The sequence below is a fragment of the uncultured Massilia sp. genome, assembly GCF_913773735.1.
Classification (GTDB): domain Bacteria; phylum Pseudomonadota; class Gammaproteobacteria; order Burkholderiales; family Burkholderiaceae_D; genus Telluria.
This window is the reverse complement of the sequence record NZ_CAJYEB010000016.1, coordinates 58,045-77,123: the sequence shown is the minus strand read 5'-3', so window position 1 is coordinate 77,123 and position 19,079 is coordinate 58,045. Positions and strand designations below refer to the sequence as shown.

Here is a 19,079-nt window from a genome sequence, read left to right as displayed (position 1 = left end):
CCGCCCCTAGCGCATCGCCTCCCTGAGCTTCTGGTAGCCGCTGCGGCTGATCGGCACGCGCGCGCCGCTCGCCAGCAGCGCGCAGTGGCCATCCTTGCCGGTCGGCTCGATGCGCGCGATGGCGCCCAGGTTGACGATGTAGGAACGGTGCACGCGCAGGAAGGCGGACGGATCGAGCTGCGCCTCCAGCTCGGCCAGTCGCTGGCTCTTGAGCCAGCGCCGCCCGCCGGCGCAGACGGCGATGTAGTCGTCCTCGGCCTCGATGTAGTCGACCTGCGCCACCGGCACCACCTGCACGCGCGCGCCGTCGCGGATCAGGATGCGCTCCAGCGGCACGTGGCGCGCGCGCGCCTCGGCCGCCACCGCCGCCAGCGCCTGTCCCTCCTGCGCCTGTCCCTGCTGCGCCGGGGGCGCCTGCAAGCGCGCGCGCGCATGCGCCAGCGCCTGCTCCAGCCGCGCGCGCGAGAACGGCTTGAGCAGGTAGTCGAGCGCATGCACCTCGAAGGCGCGCAGGGCGAACTGGTCGTAGGCGGTGACGAACACGTAATGGGCGCCCGCGCCCGCCAGCTCGACCACTTCGAAGCCGTCCAGCCTGGGCATCTGGATGTCGAGGAACACCAGGTCGGGGCGCAGCTCGGCGATCGCCTTCACGGCCTCGAAGCCGTTGGCGCATTCGCCCACGATCTCCACGCCGGCCTGCGCAGCCAGGTATTCGCGCAGCACCGCGCGCGCCAGGTGTTCGTCGTCCACGATCAGCACACGCATTCAATCCCCCGTTGTCTCGTCGTCGTCCGCGGTTTCGGCGGGCAGCGCCAGCTCGACCCGGAAGCGCGCACCGTCCCTCGACCAGTGCGCGCTGGCGCGGTGGCCGTAGGCGGCGGCCAGGCGCTGGCGCACGTTTTCCAGGCCCATCCCGGCCCCTTTCGAACGCGGCGCGAACGCGCCGTCCTGCGCATCGACGTCGTTGTCGACGCGGATGCGCAGGATCGAGCCGGCCCGTTCGGCCTCGATGCGCAGCAGGCCCGGCCCGGTCATCTGCCCGATGCCGTGCTTGATCGCGTTCTCGGCCAGCGGCTGCAGCAGCATCGGCGGCAACAGGCACGCTTGCGCGCCGGGCCCGATCTCGGCCTCGAAGCGCAGCCGCTCGCCGAAACGCACCTGCTCGATCGCCAGGAAGTGTCGCACCAGCTGCAATTCCCTGTCCAGCGCGACCTTGCGGTCGGCATGCAGGCCCAGGCTGAGGCGGAAGAAATCGGCCAGCTGCAGCGTCATCGCGCGCGCGCCGGCCGGATCGATCGCGGTCAGCGCGCTGACCGAATTGAGGCTGTTGAACAGGAAGTGCGGATCGACCTGGGTGCGCAGCATGCGCAGCTCGGCGTCGCGCGCGGCCAGCATGATCTGCAGGCGGTCGGTCTCGAGCCGGCGCACGCGCTCGGACTCGATCAGCAGGTAGTTCACTGCGGCCGCCAGGCCGTACAGCAGGACGCCCAAGCCGAACATCGATGCCGCCAGCGGCGCCGTCATGGGCAGGCCGCCGTCCGGGTGCCCGGCGAAGGCGCCGAGCAGGCCGTTCCAGGCCGCGCCGATCACGCACCACAGCAGCGCCGCGCAAGCCGCCGTGACGGTCATGCCGGCGCCGATCGCCAGCGGATGCTTCTGCCCCAGCGGATAGGCGCGGCACACGTAGTAGGCCGAGTAGCCGGTCGCCACCGCGTACAGCAGCACCAGCGGCACCGCGAACGCGACCGCCGTGCCCCAGCCGGCGCCGCCGGCCGCCAGCATCGCCGCCAGCAGCAGGCCGAGCATGGCCCAGGCGAGCAGGTACAGCAGCGCGCTGCGCCAGCCGGCGAAGACGCCGTGCATCAGTTTACGCCCGTCGCCGCGGCGCGCAGGCGCCGCCGCGGGCGGCAGCAGGCAGGGCGCATCAGTTGCGCACTTCCACGCCGCCCATCACCGCGTAGCCGCGGATCACCAGGCGCTTGCTGCCGTCCGGCGGCGTCGCCGTCTTTTCCGAAAAGCCGCCCATCACCGGCGTGCCGTTCAGGATGACGGTCCAGTCGGGCGGCACCTTGATGTTGATGCCGCCCCAGATCGTGAACACATTGATCACGGCTTCCTTGACGATGGAGGCGTCGCGCAGGTCGAGCATGCAGCCGCCCATGATGGCGGTGATCTCGCCGCCGCGGAAGTCGCGCGTGACCAGGCGCCGCTCGAAGCCGCCCAGCACGGCGACGATGTCGACCAGGTCGTCGGCGCCGTCGGCACCGTCGTCCGCCTGCAGCCCCGCCGCCCCGCCCTTGTCGAGCGCGACGCGGCGCACGCGTCCCGGGCCGACCGAGCGATACAGCACCAGGCCGCCGAGGGCGATCATCACCAGCGGCCACAGCGTGCCCCAGCTGACGTAGAGGATGCCGAGGCGGCTCAGGATCATCAGCACGCCCAGGCCGATCAGCACCGAGCCGACGTAGCCGCTGCTGCGCGGCCCGTTGCCGCTCATGCCGGTCAGGGAAACCGCGCCGGCGACGATGAAGGCCAGCGGCCAGAACCCCACCGCGTGGCGGAAGTCGAGGATGTCGAGGTTATCGAGCAGGAACAGGACGCCCATGCCGATGACCAGCAGGCCCAGGACGACCTGGCTGGAAGCGCGGCTGCAATCATTCGCCATGGCGGTTGCCTCCCCGGAAGCGGCGTTCGGCGATCGGCCGGATGGCCATCGTGACGCCCGAGATGATGATGAACAGGGGCCAGCTGTTGCGGAAGGTCAGGCCCCACAAGCCTTCGAACACGGCGAACAGCCACAGGCCGATGAAGACGGTCCACAGGCCGCTGGAAAATTCGCGCGCGTTCGGGTAGCCGATGGTCTGGTTGATGCCGATGACGACCAGCAGCAGCGGCGCGTAGTGCCACAGCGTGCGGATCTCGAACATGCCCATCTGGTCGAGCAGGAATGCCACGCCCAGTCCGACCAGCATCAGGCCCCACAGCACCTGGCGCCTGAGGTGGTATGACGCTTCGCTTTTCATGTGTCCTCCATGTCGTTTGTCCATGGCGGCAACGATACGTCAGGGAGGCGGCGGGGAACAGCGCTTTTCGGCGAATGGCGGCGCGGGGCCGGCGAACGGCGGCGCGATCGGCGAACGGCGTGGCCGGCTGCATGGCTGCCTGCATGGCCGGCGGGATGGCGGGCTGGATGGCCGACTGCGCGGCGAGGACGGACGCAAAAAAGCCCGCCGCGTTGCCGGGGCGGGCCCGCGATAACCGGGACGATCCGGACCGGGACGATCCGGATCAGGCAGCCGGTGCGGCCGGTGCCGGCCGGCCTTTCTGCTGGTTGCGATAGCGGGCGCGGGCTTCGGCCTGCTTGACGGCCTCGCGCGCGATATTGGTCTTGCGGATCTCCGCGCGTTCCTTCTTGCCGCGATGCTGGGCGACGTTCTTGCTGCCGATCTTGTCGGTCATGGTGCTCTCCTGTTGCGTGATGGCTGTTGCGTGATGACGGTTGCAGGCGCCTGGTGGGGCGCGGCGCCGGCGGGCGGTTCAGGAGCGCGAGGCGCCCAACTTGTCATCCGCCGACGGCATCAGCATGCCCCAGCCGAGCTGGCGCCGGATTTCTTCCGGCGTCGGCGGCGGGTTGCTGTCCCGCGTGCGCCGTTCGAGATACTCGCGCACGAGGTGCTTCGGTGGATGACTCGTCGTTGTCGTTGACATGGGCAACCTCCGCTTCCGATTGGGCCGGCGCGCATGTGCGCGCCGGCGCGGGAATCTGGTGCCGATCCTCGAGGCGACCGGCTGACCTGTCGAGGTGGTTGGCGCCTGCGGAAGATCGCTGGGGCCTCACTCGACGACTCCATCGTAAGGGCGCACGCATGACCCGACCGTTAGGTGGCGCACACTGGATCGCGGCGCGGGATGCAGTCCTACAAGGACGGCGCCGGAACGAAAAAAAGGGAGCCGAAGCTCCCTTTCGCAGTCCTGCGCGGCGCGTCAGAACTTGTACTTCAGGTTGACGTAGAACTGGCGGCCGCTCACGTCCAGCTTCTGCTGTTCTTCCTCGCTGTAGCGGTAGTAGGCGCGCTTGACGTTGGTGAGGTTGGTCGCGTCGAAGGTCAGCGTCAGTGCCGGCGTGAAGTTGTAGCTGGCGTTGAAGGCCAGCGTCGTCACCGGTGCGGCCATGGTCGGCGCGCTCGGCATCAGCACGCCGTTGATGGTCGACAGGCCCTGGCTGTTCGCCGTCGGCGCCGGCGCCGTGGTGCTGTTCACGTATTCGCTGCGGTAGTTCGCCACCAGGCGCAGCGAGACCTTGTCGTTCTCGTAGTAGCCGCCCAGGTTGGCGGTCCAGTCGGAGGCGCCGACCATCGGACGGCCGTCGTCGACCTTCGTCTTGGCGCGGCCGACGTTGCTGGTGATGCCGAAGCCGGTGCTGCCGATCGGCTGCTCGTACTGCACTTCCAGCCCGCTGATGCGCGCGCCCTGCTGCGACGAGGTGTTGACCGCATAGGTGCGCAGCGACTGCGAGGTCGAGTCCCACAGGTCGATCGTGGTGCCGCCGCTGGAACCGGTCTTGGCATAGCCGTCGATGCGCGAATGGAAGGCGTTGACCGCCACCAGCGAACGCGTCGCGAAGTACCACGCCCACGACAGGTCCAGGTTGTCCGCGGTGAGCGGCTTCAGGTCCGGGTTCGGGCCCGTCACGCGGCAGCCCTGCGCATCGCAGGTCGGGGTCCCGAAGCCGGCGCCCACGATGTTGTAGTTCTGGCGGCCGATCGTGCGGCTGGCGCCGAAGCGCAGCAGCATGTCCTTGTCGATCTCGTAGCGCACGTTCAGGCTCGGGAGCCAGTTGTTGAAGCGCTTGTCGCTCTTGGTGAAGTAGTACATGTTGCCGGCGCGCGGGTTGAACGGCGTGGCGGCCTGGTCGTCGTAGTACGGCTGCAGGTCGCCGGCCGTGCTGATCGCGCCCGGATAGGCCGCGCACGGGATCGCCGGCTGGTTCGGCGCCGCGCGCACGCAGGCCCCGGCCGGGATCGGCGTCGGGATGTCGGCGTTCACGCGGGTCTGCACGAAGCGCAGGCCGAGGTTGCCGGACCACTTGTCGTGCTCGAAGTTGGCCTGCGCATAGGCCGAGCTCTGGCGCTCGCGCACGTGCAGCTCGGAGGCGATGCGGCGCTCGAAGTCGTCGCTGGTTTCCTTGGTGTTGGCGGCGAAGTAATCCTTCAGCATCTCCGGCGTGAAGGTGACGCCGGTATTGTCCCAGCCGGCCGGGCCGCCCAGGTCGGAACCGAAGTCGGACGGCCACGGAATCGTGCTGCCCGGCGCCGTGCCCAGGCCGAGGGTGCGGTAGGCCGGATAGCGGCGCTCGCTGTCGCGGCGGTGGTCGGCGAAGCGCACGCCGCTCTCGATCGACTGGAACCAGCCGAGGCCTTCGCCGTGGCCGAGGCGGTACTCGGCGTCGAGCTGGGCGCTCTTTTCCTTGTCGACCGACTTCAGGCCGGAGATGGTGCGCGCGACCAGCTGGTCGGTGGTGCCCTGGGTGCCGTAGTACTTGACGAAGGGCGCGTCGTCGACGCTGCCCAGCGAGTACGACACGCCGGTGCCGAAACGGGCATAGGTCAGGCCCTGGTCGGCATCGGTCTTGCCGGTGCCGCGCGTGGTCGACAGCAGCGTCTTGAGCTTCAGGTCCTGGTTGACGCGCCAGGTGGCGTCCAGGTCGAGGAAGCCGCTGGTGGCGCTGGCGCCGTCGCGGTAGAAGCCTTCCGAGTTGCCGATGTACTGCGGCGTGGTCCCGTCCGGGAACACGATGTCGGCGCTTTTCAGCACGCGCAGCGTGTCGCCGTACATGGTGGTCTCGTTGACGATCACCGGGTTGCGGATGGAGGCGTACACCTGCTGGCCGTTCGAATTGGTGTTCGGCGCCGTGGCGCCGGTGGCGCCGTCGGCCAGCGAGGCCTTGCCCAGCAACATGCTGTAGATGGCGCCGGCCTTCAGGCGGCCGTAGTTGTTGGTGTTCATCTTGGCATGGAAGCCGGTCATGCTGACGTCGATGTCCTGGTTCGGCTTGAACTGCAGCGAGACCATGCCGCCCTTGCGGTCGCGCACGCCCTCGACGAATTCCGTGCTCATCGAACCCGGCATGCGCACGCCGTTCAGGTCCGAGGCCTTCAGGCCGGTGCCGGCCAGCGAGGCGTCGGTGATGCCCTTCATGGTCGACGTGTTGATCACGTCCCAGCCGCTGCTGGTGCCATAGGCCAGGCGCGACACCGAGTCGCGGCGGATGTAGCGCTTGTTGGCGAAGCCCTGCACGAAGAAGCCGAAGGTGTTGGCGTCGTTCTTCCAGTTGACCAGGGCGTCGAAGTCGGGCGCCGTCTTGCCCGGCAGCGTGACGTAGGACGCGCCGACGCTGGCCACGCCGGAGATCTTCTCCTTGGCCGCCAGCGGCTTGCGCGTGGTGACGTTGATGGTGCCGGCCAGGCCGCCGTCGACCACGCTGGCGAGCGAGGTCTTGTAGACCTGGGCCTGGTTCAGCACCGACGAGGGCAGCAGCGACAGGCTGGTCGAACGGCTGGCCGAGGCCTGGTCGCCGACGTACCAGTCGGCGCCGGCGATCGCATGGCCGTTGAACAGGATCATGGTCATGTCGGGATTGGTGCCGCGCAGCGCCACCTTCTCCGCTTCGTCGTAGTCGGTGCGCACCGCCACGCCGGCCAGGCGCTGCAGCGAATCGGCCAGGTTCTTGTCCGGCATCTTGCCGACGTCCTCGGCCGTGATCACCTCGACGTTCGCCGCCGAGTTCTTCTTCACGTTCAACGACTTGGCCATCGAGGCGCGGATACCGGTCACCTCGACGGTCTGGACCGACGCGCTGCCGGCGTCGCTTTGGGCCTGGGCCGGGACGGATGCGACGCCCAGCATCGCCATCGAGACGGCCAGCGCCAGCGGCTTCTGTTTCAACATGCTCACTCTCCTGAACTTTTATAGTCTGTACGGGCAGGTGTCTCCCTGCCGCAGATACAGTATTGACGACTGTCAAGGTAAAGGACAATGATTAGTGTTGAAGAATCCATAACCGAAAGGAATGCGTCGCGCATCGACAACGGCCGGTTATACCCGCATGAAGAATTTTCATTTTGAAAATGCAGCACGGGCAAGGTAGCGTAGCCCGTCATACCACGATTCCAGGAGACCCCGCCATGCATGCCGCCGGCCTGCGCCTTTCCATCCTGCCAGCCGCCCTGTCGGCGGCGCTGCTCCTCGCCGGCTGTGCCGGCACCGCCACCCGCCCCGCGCCCGCCGCCGCGCCGGCCCCGGTACCGATCGAGACCATCCTGCAGAAGCAGGTCTACCAGATGACCCCGGTCGAAGCCGGCCGCTACGTGAGCTGGGTGCACACGGCCGAACCCGACCTGCGCAAGCGCATCGCGGCGATCGGCCGCAAGAACATCGGCCAGCCCTACCGCCTCAACCTGCTGGGCGAGTTCCCGTACCAGGTGCACGACGACCTGCCGCTGTTCAGCCTCGACCACAGCGACTGCGTGGTGTTCGCCGAGCACACGTATGCGATGGCGCTGTCGCAGTCCTGGGAGGAGTTCTTCTGGATGCTGCAGCGCATCCGCTACCGCGACGGCGTGATCGGCGTGGCCACCCGCAACCACTACACGGAGATGGACTGGAACGTCGCCAACCGCTGGCTGGTCACCGACGTCAGCGCCGAGCTGGCCGGCCCGGCCGGCCCCACCTACGCGATGACGATCGACCGCACGCGCTTCCTGCGCACGCGCCACCATACGGCGGCCGACATCCCGGTCGAATCGAGCCGCCAGGCCTACGTGCCGAAGGAACAGGTGGCCGCGATCGCCGGCCAGCTGCGCGAAGGCGACTTCGTCAACGTGATCTCGACGCGCGACGGCGAGTACTGGGCCTCGCACGTCGGCCTGGTGGTGCTCGGGCCGGACGGCCAGCGCCACTTCCTGCATTCGTCCGAGCCGCAGGTGCGCGAGGAAACGTTCGAGTCCTTCATCGCCCGCGCCGCCGCGCGCGAGGAACGCAATCGCCTGGAAGGCAAGAACGGCCAGAAGCTGGCCGGCTTCAAGTTCCTGCGCCTGAACGACGACATCGTGGTGCCGCCGATGGCCCCGCAACCGCGCCCCGGCCGTCCGGCCGGCGCCTGACGCCCCCCGCGCCGCGGCACCGCGGCGCACCTCCCCCTCCTCGCGCCATTCCCGCGCCCGCGCCGCGGGCGGGAATGGCCGCGCCCCATTATCCCGGCAATTTCTTTATTACTTGGAATTTAATTCCAATTCTCAATTTCCTTATTTCACCGAATTGAAGCTCGCGATTAATTCCGTTCCCGCGGTTGAGAATGGTCAAACCCATGTTTCATACCCGCCGAGATAATAAACTTACTCAGCAATATTCAATCTAAACAGCGCCATCTTTCGCCCCTTGTTTCAGCGGATTATTTTAATCAATCATTTCATCCAATTAATTTCACCAACTATTTCAATTAATTATTTTATCGAACTGTTCCACACAATATTTTTTGCCTGGAATTCGCACCCGAGGCCCGCACCGAAGGCCGCTCCATGGCGCATCGATGAAAAAGCATTGCAGTACGAATTGATTCAATGGATGTCGTCGTCACGATGTCGTTCGCCCACCCATGCAGGGTTCCAGGATCATGTTCAAGTCAAATCAAGCGTTTATCGGTCGATTCTGCTCCAGATTGGTTTCCCTGCACCGCAGGAAGAAAATCGCGCTCATGGTCATGACCGACCTGGTCGCCCTGCCTTTCTGTTTCCTGATCGCGATGCTGCTGCGCGGCGGCGACCTGAAGCTCGCCTCCCATTTCGGCCCGGCTTCCTATGTCCTGGTGGCGGTGCTGACGATCGCCGCATTTTCCGTTTCCGATCTTTATCGCGCCGTCATCCGCTTCATCGACCAGCGGCTGTTGAGCGTCACCGGCATCGCCCTCGCGATCGCGATCCTGTGCGCCTACCTGGCCACGTTCCTCATCAGGGAAGAACGGTTCCCGCGCAGTGCGCTGGCCATTTACTGGTTCATCGTGTTTTCGTATGTCATCGCCTCGCGCATCGGCATGCGCAATTTCCTGCGCCGGCACCAGGCCAGCGCCCGGGGCGCGGCCGGGAGCGCGGAAACGGTCGCCATCTACGGCGCCGGCGACGCCGGCGCGCGCCTGGCCCAGGCCATGCGCGGCAGCGAGGAATACCGCCCGGTCTGCTTCTTCGACGACAAGCGCGCGCTGGCCGAGCGCAACGTCGCCGGCCTGCGCGTGTTCCAGACCGGCCGGCTGGCCGAGGCCGTCGCCGCCATGGGCATCCGCTCGATCGTGATCGCGCTGCCGTCGGTGTCGCCGGAACGCCTGCGCGACATCATGCAGCGCCTGGCCCAGGCCGGCGTCGGCACGCGCATCCTCGGCCGCCTGGTCGACACGCCCGGGGACGAGGCCGCGCCGCGCGAGCGCATCCGCGAGCTCAAGTTCGAGGACCTGCTGGGCCGCCCGCCGGTGCCGCCTCGGCTCGACCTGTTCGCCCGCTGCGTGCGCGGCAAGACGGTGCTCGTCACGGGCGCCGGCGGCTCCATCGGCAGCGAATTGTGCCGCCAGATCGTCACGCTGGGCCCCAGCCGCCTGCACCTGCTCGACCATTCCGAGTTCGCGCTGTACACGATCCGCCAGGAGCTGGCCACGCGCTTCCCCGCGGTCCCCGTCGAGGCGCACCTCGGCTCGGTGTGCAACGCCGCCCTCGTCGAACGCCTGCTGCGCGACGGACAGGTCGCCACGGTGTACCACGCGGCCGCCTACAAGCACGTGCCGCTGGTCGAAGCCAACATCGTCGAAGGGCTGCGCAACAACGTGCTGGGCGCCCAGGTCGTCGCGGCCCAGGCCGCGCGCCACGGCGTCGAGACCTGCGTGCTCATCTCCAGCGACAAGGCGGTGCGCCCCACCAACGTGATGGGCGCCAGCAAGCGCATCGCCGAACTGATCTTCCAGGCCGCGCAGGCGCGCGCGGGAACGCACACCACCTTCTGCATGGTCCGCTTCGGCAACGTGCTCGGCTCGTCCGGCTCCGTGATCCCGCTGTTCCAGCGCCAGATCGCCCGCGGCGGCCCGCTGACGATCACGCACCCCGACGTCACGCGTTACTTCATGCTGATCCCGGAAGCCGTGCAGCTCGTCATCCAGGCCGGCGCCATGGCCGAGGGCGGCGACGTGTTCGTGCTCGACATGGGCCAGCCGGTGCGCATCGTCGAGCTGGCGCGCACGCTGGTCGCGCTGTCCGGGCTCACCGAGAAGACGGCGCAGAACCCGTCCGGCGACATCGAGATCCGCTACGTCGGCCTGTTCCCCGGCGAAAAGCTGCACGAGGAATTGCTGACCGACGGCGAAGTCTTCCCCAGCGAGCACCCGCGCATCATGCGGATGAAGGAACACGCGCTGCACCCGAGCGTGCTGGACACCTTCATCACCTGCCTGATGATGGCCTGCGAGACCAACCAGCGCCCCATGATCGAGTCGATGGTCAAGGCCATCGTCAGCGAATACGACCCGCGCCCGGCGACCGCGCCGGCGGGCGCGCCGACGGTGCCGGCGGCGCCCGCGGCCCCGGCGGCCGGCCCCGTACCGACAGCCGCTGCCGATGCTGTTTCCGCATCCGCCTCCGGCGCCGCCGAGCCGCTTGCCGGCGCGGTCCCCCTGCCGCAGGGGCAGCGGCTGGGCCTGATCCGGAAATTCGTGCCGTTCCGGATCTGAGGGGCCCAGCGACGCCCACCCCGCATCCTGCATCCGCCCGGCCCGCACCGGCCGTGCCGCTCCATCAACCAACGTTCGACGAGGACATCCATGCGTGACGAAAGCAAACCGGCCCATCTCGACCAGCTCATCGCCAGGCTGCGCGACCGCAGCGCGCTCATCGGCATCGTCGGCCTCGGCTACGTGGGCCTGCCCCTGACGCTGCGCTACGCCGAGGCCGGCTTCCGCGTGCTCGGCATCGACATCGACGGCGCCCGCGTGGATGGCCTGAACCGCGGCGACAGCCCGATCCGGCACATCCCCCAGGCCGACATCGCACGGGCCCGCGAGCACGGCTTCGAGGCCACCACCGACTTCACCCGCGCCGGCGAGCCGGACGCGCTGATCATCTGCGTGCCGACGCCATTGAACGCCTACCGCGAACCCGACCTGTCCTTCGTCCTCGACACCACCGAGGCGCTGCTGCCATTCATGCGCCCCGGCCAGCTGCTGTCGCTGGAAAGCACCACCTATCCCGGCACGACCGACGAAGAACTGCGGCCGCGCCTGGAGTCGCGCGGCTTCGCCGTCGGGCGCGACGTGTTCCTCGTGTTCTCGCCCGAGCGCGAGGACCCGGGCAATCCCGACTTCCACACCCGCACGATTCCCAAGGTCTGCGGCGGCGCCACCCCCGCCTGCCTGGAAGCGGGCGTGGCGCTGTACGAGGCGGCGATCGACCGCGTGGTGCCGGTCAGCTCCACGCGCGCCGCGGAGCTGACCAAGCTGCTGGAGAACATCCACCGCGCCGTCAACATCGGCCTCGTCAACGAGATGAAGATCATCGCCGACCGCATGCGCATCGACATCCACGAGGTCATCCGCGCTGCCGCCACCAAGCCGTTCGGCTTCACGCCCTACTACCCCGGGCCCGGCCTGGGCGGGCACTGCATCCCGATCGACCCGTTCTACCTCACCTGGAAGGCGCGCGAATACGGTCTGCACACCCGCTTCATCGAGCTGGCCGGCGAGATCAACAGCGACATGCCGCACTGGGTCGTCGGCAAGGTCACCGACGCCCTCAACCAGCGCGGCAGGTCGGTCATGGGCAGCCGCGTGCTGGTGCTGGGCATCTCCTACAAAAAGGACATCGAGGACATGCGCGAATCGCCGTCGGTGGAGCTGATGGAGATCCTGCGCGACAAGGGCGCCCACGTCGACTACGCCGATCCGCACGTGCCCGTGTTCCCGCGCATGCGCGAGCACCGCTTCGACCTCGCGAGCGTGGCGCTGACGCCGCAGTCCATCGCGTCCTACGACCTGGTGCTGCTGGCGACGGCGCACAGCGCCTTCGACTACGACCTCGTGCGCGACTACGCCACGCTGATCGTCGACACCCGCGGCGTCTACCCGGCCCTGCCGAACGTCGTCAAGGCCTGAGGAGACGCCATGCGCCACTATCCCGCCCCCATCACCGGCCGCAAGGTCCGCTTCGCCCTGGTCGGCTGCGGCCGCATCGCCGCCAACCACATCGACGCGCTGCGCCGCCACCACGAACGCGCCGAGCTGGCCGGCGTGTGCGACATCGACCCGCGCGCCCTCGACCGCGCCGTGGGCGCCACCGGCGCCGCCGGCTATGCCGGCCTGGACGACATGCTGCGCGCCTGCGACGCCGACGCCATCGTCGTCACCACACCGTCCGGCCTGCATGCCGAGCAGGCCGTGCGCATCGCCGCGGCCGGCCGCCACGTCGTCACCGAAAAACCCATGGCCACGCGCTGGGAAGACGGCAAGCGCATGGTCGCCGCCGCCGATGCCGCCGGCGTACGGCTGTTCGTCGTCAAGCAGAACCGCCGCAACGCCACGCTGCAGCTGCTCAAGCGCGCCGTCGAGAAGAAGCGCTTCGGGCGCATCTACATGGTCAACCTGAACGTGTTCTGGACCCGCCCGCCCGAGTACTACGAGAGCGCCCGATGGCGCGGCACCTGGGAATTCGACGGTGGCGCCTTCATGAACCAGGCCAGCCACTACGTCGACCTGGTCGACTGGATCGTCGGCCCGGTCGAGAGCCTGCAGGCCTACACCGCCACGCTGGCGCGCGACATCGAAGTGGAGGACACCGGCGTGATCAGCCTGCGCTGGCGCAACGGCGCGCTGGGCTCGATGAACGTCACGATGCTGACCTATCCGCGCAATATGGAAGGCTCGATCACCGTGCTCGGCGAACACGGCACGGTACGCATCGGCGGGGTGGCCGTCAACGAGATCCAGCAGTGGGAATTCGCCCGCCCCGATCCCGACGACGCGCTGGTCGCCGACGCCAGCTACCGCACCACCTCGGTCTACGGCTTCGGGCACCCGCTGTACTACGACAACGTCATCCGGGTGCTGCGCGGCGAGGCCGAGCCGGAGACGGACGGGCGCGAGGGCCTGAAATCGCTCGAGGTGCTGATCGCGGCCTACCGCTCCGCGCGCGACGGCCGGCGCGTGGCCCTGCCGCTGGAGTATTGAGCATGGACGCCAACCAGCACGCCACGGCCGCCGGCGCCCGCACCGACGGCGCGGCCCGCCCGGATGGCGCCCATGCCGGCGCCATCGTCCACCCCAGCGCCATCGTCGACGCCGGCGCGACGCTCGGGGCCGGCACCCGGGTCTGGCACTTCGCCCACGTCTGCGGCGGCGCCCGCATCGGCGCCCGCTGCTCGCTCGGCCAGAACGTCTTCGTCGGCAACGACGTCGTCATCGGCGACGGCGTCAAGATCCAGAACAACGTCTCCGTCTACGATGCCGTGACGCTCGAGGACGAGGTGTTCTGCGGACCGAGCATGGTGTTCACCAACGTCTACAACCCGCGCGCCGGCATCGTGCGCAAGGATGCGTACCGGCGCACGCTGGTGCGGCGCGGCGCCAGCATCGGCGCCAACGCGACCATCGTCTGCGGCGTCACCGTCGGCCGCTGGGCCTTCGTCGGCGCCGGGGCCGTCGTCAAGGCCGACGTGCCCGACTTCGCGCTGGTGGCCGGGGTACCCGCGCGCCAGCTCGGCTGGATCAGCCGCTTCGGCGAACGCCTGCCGCTGCCGCGCAGCGGCGACGCCGAAGCGCGCTGCCCGCACACCGGCGAGCGCTACGTGCTGGCGGGCGGCACCTGCACGCTGCTGCCCGACCCCGCCCCCGACCAACCCTGAGCCACGACCCTCCCCATCGTCATGGAATTCATCGACCTCAAGTCCCAGTACCAGGCGGCGCGCGCCACCATCGACGCCCGCATCCACGCCGTGCTCGAGCACGGCCAATACATCATGGGCCCGGAAGTGGCCGAGCTCGAGGCGCGCCTGGCCGCGTACACCGGCGCGCGCCACTGCGTCACCGTGGCGTCGGGCACCGAGGCGCTGCTGATCGCGCTGATGGCGCTGGGCATCGGGCCCGGCGACGAGGTGATCACCACGCCCTTCACCTTCATCGCCCCGACCGAGGCCATCGCGCTGCTGGGCGCCACGCCGGTCTTCGTCGACGTCGATCCGGCCACCTGCAACCTCGATCCCGCCCTGGTCGAGGCGCGCATCACGCCGCGCACGCGCGCCATCCTGCCGGTGTCGCTGTACGGCTTGCCGGCAGACATGGACGAGATCGGCGCGATCGCGGCGCGCCACGGCCTGGCCATCGTCGAGGACGGCGCGCAGAGCTTCGGCGCCGGCTATCGCGGCCGGCGCAGCGGCAACCTCTCCACGATCGGCTGCACCAGCTTCTTCCCCAGCAAGCCGCTCGGCTGCTACGGCGACGGCGGCGCCCTGTTCACCAGCGACGACGACCTCGCGCGCGCCGCGCGCGAGATCCGCGTGCATGGCCAGAGCCGGCGCTACGTGCACACCCGCATCGGCGTCGGCGGCCGCATGGACACGCTGCAGTGCGCCGTCGTGCTGGCCAAGCTCGACCTGTTCGACTGGGAACTGGCCCAGCGCCGGCGCGCCGCCGCCACCTACGACGCGCTGCTCGCCGGCCGGGTGCGCCTGCTTGCACGGCCCGGCGACCGCGACGGCGTGTTCGCCCAGTACACCGTGCTGGTCGACGAACGCGATGCGGTCCAGCGGGCGCTGCAGGCGGCCGGCATCCCCACGGCCGTGCACTATCCGGTGCCGATCCACATGCAGCCGGCGTACGTCCACCTCGGCGCCGGCGACAGCTGCCCGGTGGCGCGCGCGCTGGCCGGGCAGGTCCTCAGCCTGCCGCTGAGCCCCTACCTGACGGACGAGGACATCGGCACGGTGTGCGCGGCCCTGGTCGGCGCCGTCGGCGAGGCCGGCGCGTCCGCGCAGCGATCCGGCCATGCGCCGGCCCGGGCGACCGCGGCATGAGTCATTCCGGCTACTGGAAGCACGTCGGCACGGTGCTGGGCGGCGCGCTCGGCGCCCAGGCCATGCCACTGCTGGCGGCGCCGCTGATCACGCGCATGTGCACGCCCAGCGAGCTGGGCGCGTTCGCGGTCTGGCTCGGCGTCGTCGCCGTCTCCGCCATCGCCGCCACGCTGCGGCTGGAAACGGCGATGATCCTCGACCACGAGGCCGAGCAGCAACGCACCTGCTTCAGCGTCGTGTTCCACACCGCGACCGTCACCGCCGTGCTGGTCTCGCTGTGCGCGCTGGCCGCCCACGCGTTCGGCCTGCCCGCATTGCACGACCAGTCCTGGGGCGCGCTCGCGGTCGTCGGCGCCGCCACCTGGCTCACGGCCTATACCCAGACCACGCTCGCCTACGCGACGTCGCACAAGCAATTCGGCAAGGCCGCGCGCGCCAAGATCATCGGCGCCGCCACGATCGCCGCCACCCAGCTGCTGCTGCTGTGGCTGGGGGTGGGCGAAGCCGGCCTGCTGGCCGGCCAGCTGGTCGGCCTGGCGGCCGGCCTGCTCGCCGCCACCGTGCTGCTGCATCCGCCGCGCCCGCGCATCGGACTGCGCCTGGACGGCGCGGCGCGCGCCTATCTGCTGCGGCACCAGAAGTTCTGGCGCTATTCGCTGCCTTCGAACCTGCTCAATGCCTTCGTCAGCCAGATGCCGCTGTTCCTGATCGGCCTGCGCCACGGCGTGCTGGCCGCCGGCCTGTATGCCCTGACGCAGCGCGTGCTGGCCGCGCCGGTATCGCTGCTGGCCGCCTCGGTGCTCGAAGTGTTCAAGCGCGAATCGGTGCACGAGTTCCAGACCCTCGGCCATTGCACGCGCGCCTACCGCTACACGTTCAAGGCGCTGCTGATGCTGGGACTGGGCCCGGCGCTGGTGCTGCTGCTGTTCTCGCCCGACCTGTTCGCCTGGGTGTTCGGCGCGTCATGGCGTCCGGCCGGGGAACTGGCGCAGATCCTGGCGCCGCTGTGCTTCCTGAACTTCATCGCCAGCCCGCTCAGCTACGTGTTCTTCGTGGCGGGCAAGCAGAAGGTCGACCTGGTCTGGCAGGTCACGCTGTTCCTGATGACGCTGTGCGCCTTCCTGGCGCCCGGATCGCTGCGCGACAACGTGCTCTGGTACACGATCGGCTATTCGCTGCTGTACCTGGTCTACCTGCACATGTCCTACCAGATTTCCCAGAACCGCCTGGCGGCGGCGTGAAGGACGAACGGAGCGGCGACCGGGCATGAAGACCATCCACGACAACGGCAGCCACGGTGCGCGCATCGACGGCGCGGGCGGCACAGGCGGCACAGGCGGCGCCGGAGGCGCGGCGCGCGAGCAGTTGCTACTGAACTCGGCATTCTTCATGCTGTTCCCGGGGTTCTTCTATTACCACACGCTGCTTGGCACGGGCACGACCGGCGCCTTCCTGGGCGGCTATTTCTCGCCCATTGCGCTGCTGTACATGCTGCCGCTGGCGCTGGCCTACCACGCGCGCATGCGTCGCGACCCGCGCCGGCTGTCCGCGATCGACCTGCACTACGGCTTGTTCAACGCGTACTTCCTCGTCGTCATCGTCGTCAATGCCGCGGCCGGCGCCAACCGCACCATCGTCGCCAACCACGTGCTGGGCATCCTGTTCATGGTGAACACCTTCGTGCTGTTCTCGCTGATCGACTTCACCGGGCGGCAGTTCCGCATCATGGCGCTGGCCAGCCTGGCGGGCATGAGCGCGATCGTGTTCAGCTTTTCCGTGAACGGCGTGTTCTACCTGGGCAAGCTGGGCATGGCCAAGGACACCGATGCGCTGGCCACCTACCAGGGTTTCTCGCGTTCCTACCTGATGACGTTCCTGCCCGTCGTCGCCCATACGCGCTCGCTGCTGCTGCGCCTCGTGCTGTACGGCGCAGGCGCGGCGACGCTGTTCGTCAACACGGCGCGCAGCGAGTTCGCCGGCCTGCTGTTCGCGATCCCGGTCATCGAGCTGTACTTCACGCGCCACAAGATGGTCTTCATCGGCTGCGCCGTCATCGGCGCCGCCCTGCTGCACGCCCATTTGGACGAGCTCGTCGCGGCGCTGCCGGACAACCGCATCCTCGAGCTGCTCGACCTGTCGCACTCGACCTCGGCCAACAAGCGCCACCACCTGACCGTGCACGCGCGCCAGACCATCGCCGCCCATCCGCTGATGGGCGCCTATGCCAGCTATGCGCCCGGCTACTACTCGCACAACGTGCTGTCGGCCTGGGTCGACCTGGGCCTGTTCGGCTTCGTCTATCTGCTGGCGCTGACGGCGCTGCCCGCGATCCCGATGTTCGTCAAGGAATACCTGGCCGGACGGCGCCGGCCCGAGTTCATCCTCGGCTTCGCACTGGCCTGCGTCACGATCCTGCTGCTGGTTTCGTCCCACTATTTCACTGACATGCTCGTCGGCGCCACGCTGGGCGCTTATGCGCAATACCGGTTCGAGAGGAAATATGGCAAATATCGTGCACCTGACTTCGGCCCATCCGCGCTACGACACGAGGATCTTCGTCAAGCAGTGCCACAGCCTGACGGAGCGCGGGCATGAGGTGACGCTGGTCGTCGCCGACGGGCTGGGCGACGAGCGCGCGGACGGCGTGCGGATCGTCGACGCCGGTTTCCTGCCGGGCCGGCTGAACCGCGTGCTGCGCACGACGCGCGCCGTGCTGCGCGCCGCGCGGCGGCTCGACGCCGACGTCTACCACCTGCACGACCCCGAGCTGATCCCGGCCGGCCTGCGCCTGAAGCGCCTGGGCCGCCGCGTCGTGTTCGATTCGCACGAGGACGTGCCGGCCCAGCTGCTCGCCAAGCCCTACCTGGGCAGCCTGTCGCGGCGCCTGCTGTCGCGCGCATGGGCCGTCTACGAACGGCATGCCTGCCGCCGCTTCGACGGCCTGGTCGCGGCCACGCCCTTCATCGGCGCGCGCCTGGCGCGCATCCATCCGAACACCGTCGACGTCAACAACTATCCGCTGCTGCAGGAATTCGACGGCGCGCCGGACTGGAACGGCAAGGCGGACGAGGTGTGCTACGTCGGCAGCATCTCGGCGATCCGCGGCATCCGCGAACTGGTGCGCGCCTGCGCGCTGCTGCAGGGCCCGGCACGCCTGGTCCTGGCCGGCCGCTTCGCCGAACCGGCGCTGGAACGGGAAATGCTGCGCGAGCCGGGCTGGGCGCGGGTCGTCGCACGGGGCCACCTCGACCGCGCCGGCGTGCGCCAGGCCATGCGGCGCGCGCTGGCCGGCCTGGTCACGCTGCACCCGGTGGCCAACTACCTCGATGCGCTGCCGGTCAAGATGTTCGAGTACATGGCGGCCGGCCTGCCCGTGATCGCCTCGCGCTTCCCGCTGTGGCGCGACATCGTCGAGGGCAACGACTGCGGCGTCTGCGTCGACCCCGGCGACCCGGCCGCGATCGCCGCCGCGATCGACCACCTGTGCCGCCACCCGGACGTCGCCCGGCGCATGGGAGAGAACGGCCGCCGCGCCGTGCAGGCCCGCTACAACTGGCGCGGCGAAGCGGACAAGCTGGCCGCGTTCTACGACGCGCTGCTGGCCCCGGGCGCCGCCCCGGCCGCGCGCGGCGCGGGCAACGGCAGGGACAACGGCGGCGGCAACGGCAGGGGCGCGGCCCCGACCACGGGCAACGGCACGGTCGGCGGTGCGGGAAGCGGCACCGGCAGCGGCCCAGGAAGCACCACCGGAGGCACCACCGGAAGCTGCGCGGGCTGCCGCACGGGAGGCGGCGCCGGCAGCGGCGCGGGCACCGGGCCGCCGGAGCGCGCGGCATGAGGCCGGGCCGGCATGCACGGCACCGTCCCGGCCCACGATCCGGCCGCCGATCCGGCAATGCCGCCGGCGGCACGGCCGGCAAGAACGCCGACAACGCCGCCAAGAACGCCGACAGCGCCGCCAAGCACGCCGCCGGCGCCTGCCGCGGCCA

At 69.2% G+C, this 19,079-nt stretch carries 16 protein-coding genes; 9 read left to right on the top strand and 7 right to left on the bottom strand.

Annotation, left to right across the window (positions count from 1 at the left end; translation table 11 throughout):
* Positions 1 to 6: 6 nt before the first annotated feature.
* The 7 genes from QZ749_RS06880 to QZ749_RS06850 form a co-directional block, all read right to left on the bottom strand.
* Positions 7 to 765, bottom strand: a complete 759-nt coding sequence (locus tag QZ749_RS06880) for a LytTR family DNA-binding domain-containing protein (protein ID WP_296944903.1) — start codon at positions 763 to 765, stop codon at positions 7 to 9.
* A complete protein-coding gene (locus QZ749_RS06875; protein ID WP_296944900.1) occupies positions 766 to 1,863 on the bottom strand; it encodes a sensor histidine kinase in 1,098 nt (365 codons plus the stop codon). It abuts the gene before it with no gap.
* 61 nt (positions 1,864 to 1,924) lie between these two features.
* The gene (locus QZ749_RS06870) at positions 1,925 to 2,665 is read right to left on the bottom strand and encodes a LiaI-LiaF-like domain-containing protein (protein WP_296944897.1); all 741 of its coding nucleotides are present in this window, start codon (positions 2,663 to 2,665) and stop codon (positions 1,925 to 1,927) included.
* The gene (locus QZ749_RS06865) at positions 2,655 to 3,023 is read right to left on the bottom strand and encodes a LiaI-LiaF-like domain-containing protein (RefSeq protein ID WP_296944895.1); all 369 of its coding nucleotides are present in this window, start codon (positions 3,021 to 3,023) and stop codon (positions 2,655 to 2,657) included. The genes QZ749_RS06870 and QZ749_RS06865 overlap by 11 nt, the downstream gene beginning before the upstream one ends.
* Positions 3,024 to 3,288: 265 nt before the next feature.
* Positions 3,289 to 3,459: a hypothetical protein gene (locus tag QZ749_RS06860; protein WP_296944893.1), complete on the bottom strand. Its 171-nt coding sequence runs from the start codon at positions 3,457 to 3,459 to the stop codon at positions 3,289 to 3,291.
* 78 nt (positions 3,460 to 3,537) lie between these two features.
* Complete coding sequence (locus QZ749_RS06855; protein ID WP_296944890.1) at positions 3,538 to 3,708, bottom strand: hypothetical protein; 171 nt, start codon at positions 3,706 to 3,708, stop codon at positions 3,538 to 3,540.
* Between the two features lie 276 nt (positions 3,709 to 3,984).
* Positions 3,985 to 6,948: a TonB-dependent receptor gene (locus tag QZ749_RS06850; protein ID WP_296944889.1), complete on the bottom strand. Its 2,964-nt coding sequence runs from the start codon at positions 6,946 to 6,948 to the stop codon at positions 3,985 to 3,987.
* 236 nt (positions 6,949 to 7,184) lie between these two features.
* Here QZ749_RS06850 and QZ749_RS06845 point away from each other — a divergent pair, with 236 nt between their 5' ends.
* The 9 genes from QZ749_RS06845 (at position 7,185) to QZ749_RS06805 (ending at position 18,928) form a co-directional block, all read left to right on the top strand.
* Entirely contained in the window at positions 7,185 to 8,162 is a 978-nt protein-coding gene (locus QZ749_RS06845; RefSeq protein WP_296944886.1) for an N-acetylmuramoyl-L-alanine amidase-like domain-containing protein, read from the top strand.
* Positions 8,163 to 8,752: 590 nt separating this feature from the next.
* Positions 8,753 to 10,762 (top strand): nucleoside-diphosphate sugar epimerase/dehydratase, encoded by a 2,010-nt coding sequence (locus QZ749_RS06840; protein ID WP_296944883.1) that lies wholly within the window; start codon positions 8,753 to 8,755, stop codon positions 10,760 to 10,762.
* A gap of 90 nt (positions 10,763 to 10,852) precedes the next feature.
* On the top strand, positions 10,853 to 12,178 hold the full coding sequence (locus QZ749_RS06835) for a nucleotide sugar dehydrogenase (RefSeq protein WP_296944881.1): 1,326 nt from the start codon (positions 10,853 to 10,855) through the stop codon (positions 12,176 to 12,178).
* 9 nt (positions 12,179 to 12,187) lie between these two features.
* Positions 12,188 to 13,249: a Gfo/Idh/MocA family protein gene (locus tag QZ749_RS06830; protein ID WP_296944880.1), complete on the top strand. Its 1,062-nt coding sequence runs from the start codon at positions 12,188 to 12,190 to the stop codon at positions 13,247 to 13,249.
* Between the two features lie 2 nt (positions 13,250 to 13,251).
* Positions 13,252 to 13,923, top strand: coding sequence for an N-acetyltransferase (locus tag QZ749_RS06825; protein ID WP_296944878.1), 672 nt, complete (start codon positions 13,252 to 13,254; stop codon positions 13,921 to 13,923).
* A gap of 21 nt (positions 13,924 to 13,944) precedes the next feature.
* Positions 13,945 to 15,090 carry a DegT/DnrJ/EryC1/StrS aminotransferase family protein gene (locus QZ749_RS06820; protein ID WP_296944875.1) on the top strand — a complete coding sequence of 382 codons (1,146 nt, stop codon included), beginning with the start codon at positions 13,945 to 13,947 and terminating at the stop codon, positions 15,088 to 15,090.
* Positions 15,087 to 16,331, top strand: a complete 1,245-nt coding sequence (locus tag QZ749_RS06815) for a lipopolysaccharide biosynthesis protein (RefSeq protein ID WP_296944873.1) — start codon at positions 15,087 to 15,089, stop codon at positions 16,329 to 16,331. Before QZ749_RS06820 ends, QZ749_RS06815 begins: the two co-directional genes overlap by 4 nt.
* A 25-nt stretch (positions 16,332 to 16,356) precedes the next feature.
* Entirely contained in the window at positions 16,357 to 17,685 is a 1,329-nt protein-coding gene (locus tag QZ749_RS06810; RefSeq protein WP_296944870.1) for a hypothetical protein, read from the top strand.
* Positions 17,591 to 18,928, top strand: a complete 1,338-nt coding sequence (locus QZ749_RS06805) for a glycosyltransferase family 4 protein (RefSeq protein ID WP_296944867.1) — start codon at positions 17,591 to 17,593, stop codon at positions 18,926 to 18,928. The genes QZ749_RS06810 and QZ749_RS06805 overlap by 95 nt, the downstream gene beginning before the upstream one ends.
* Positions 18,929 to 19,079 lie beyond the last annotated feature (151 nt).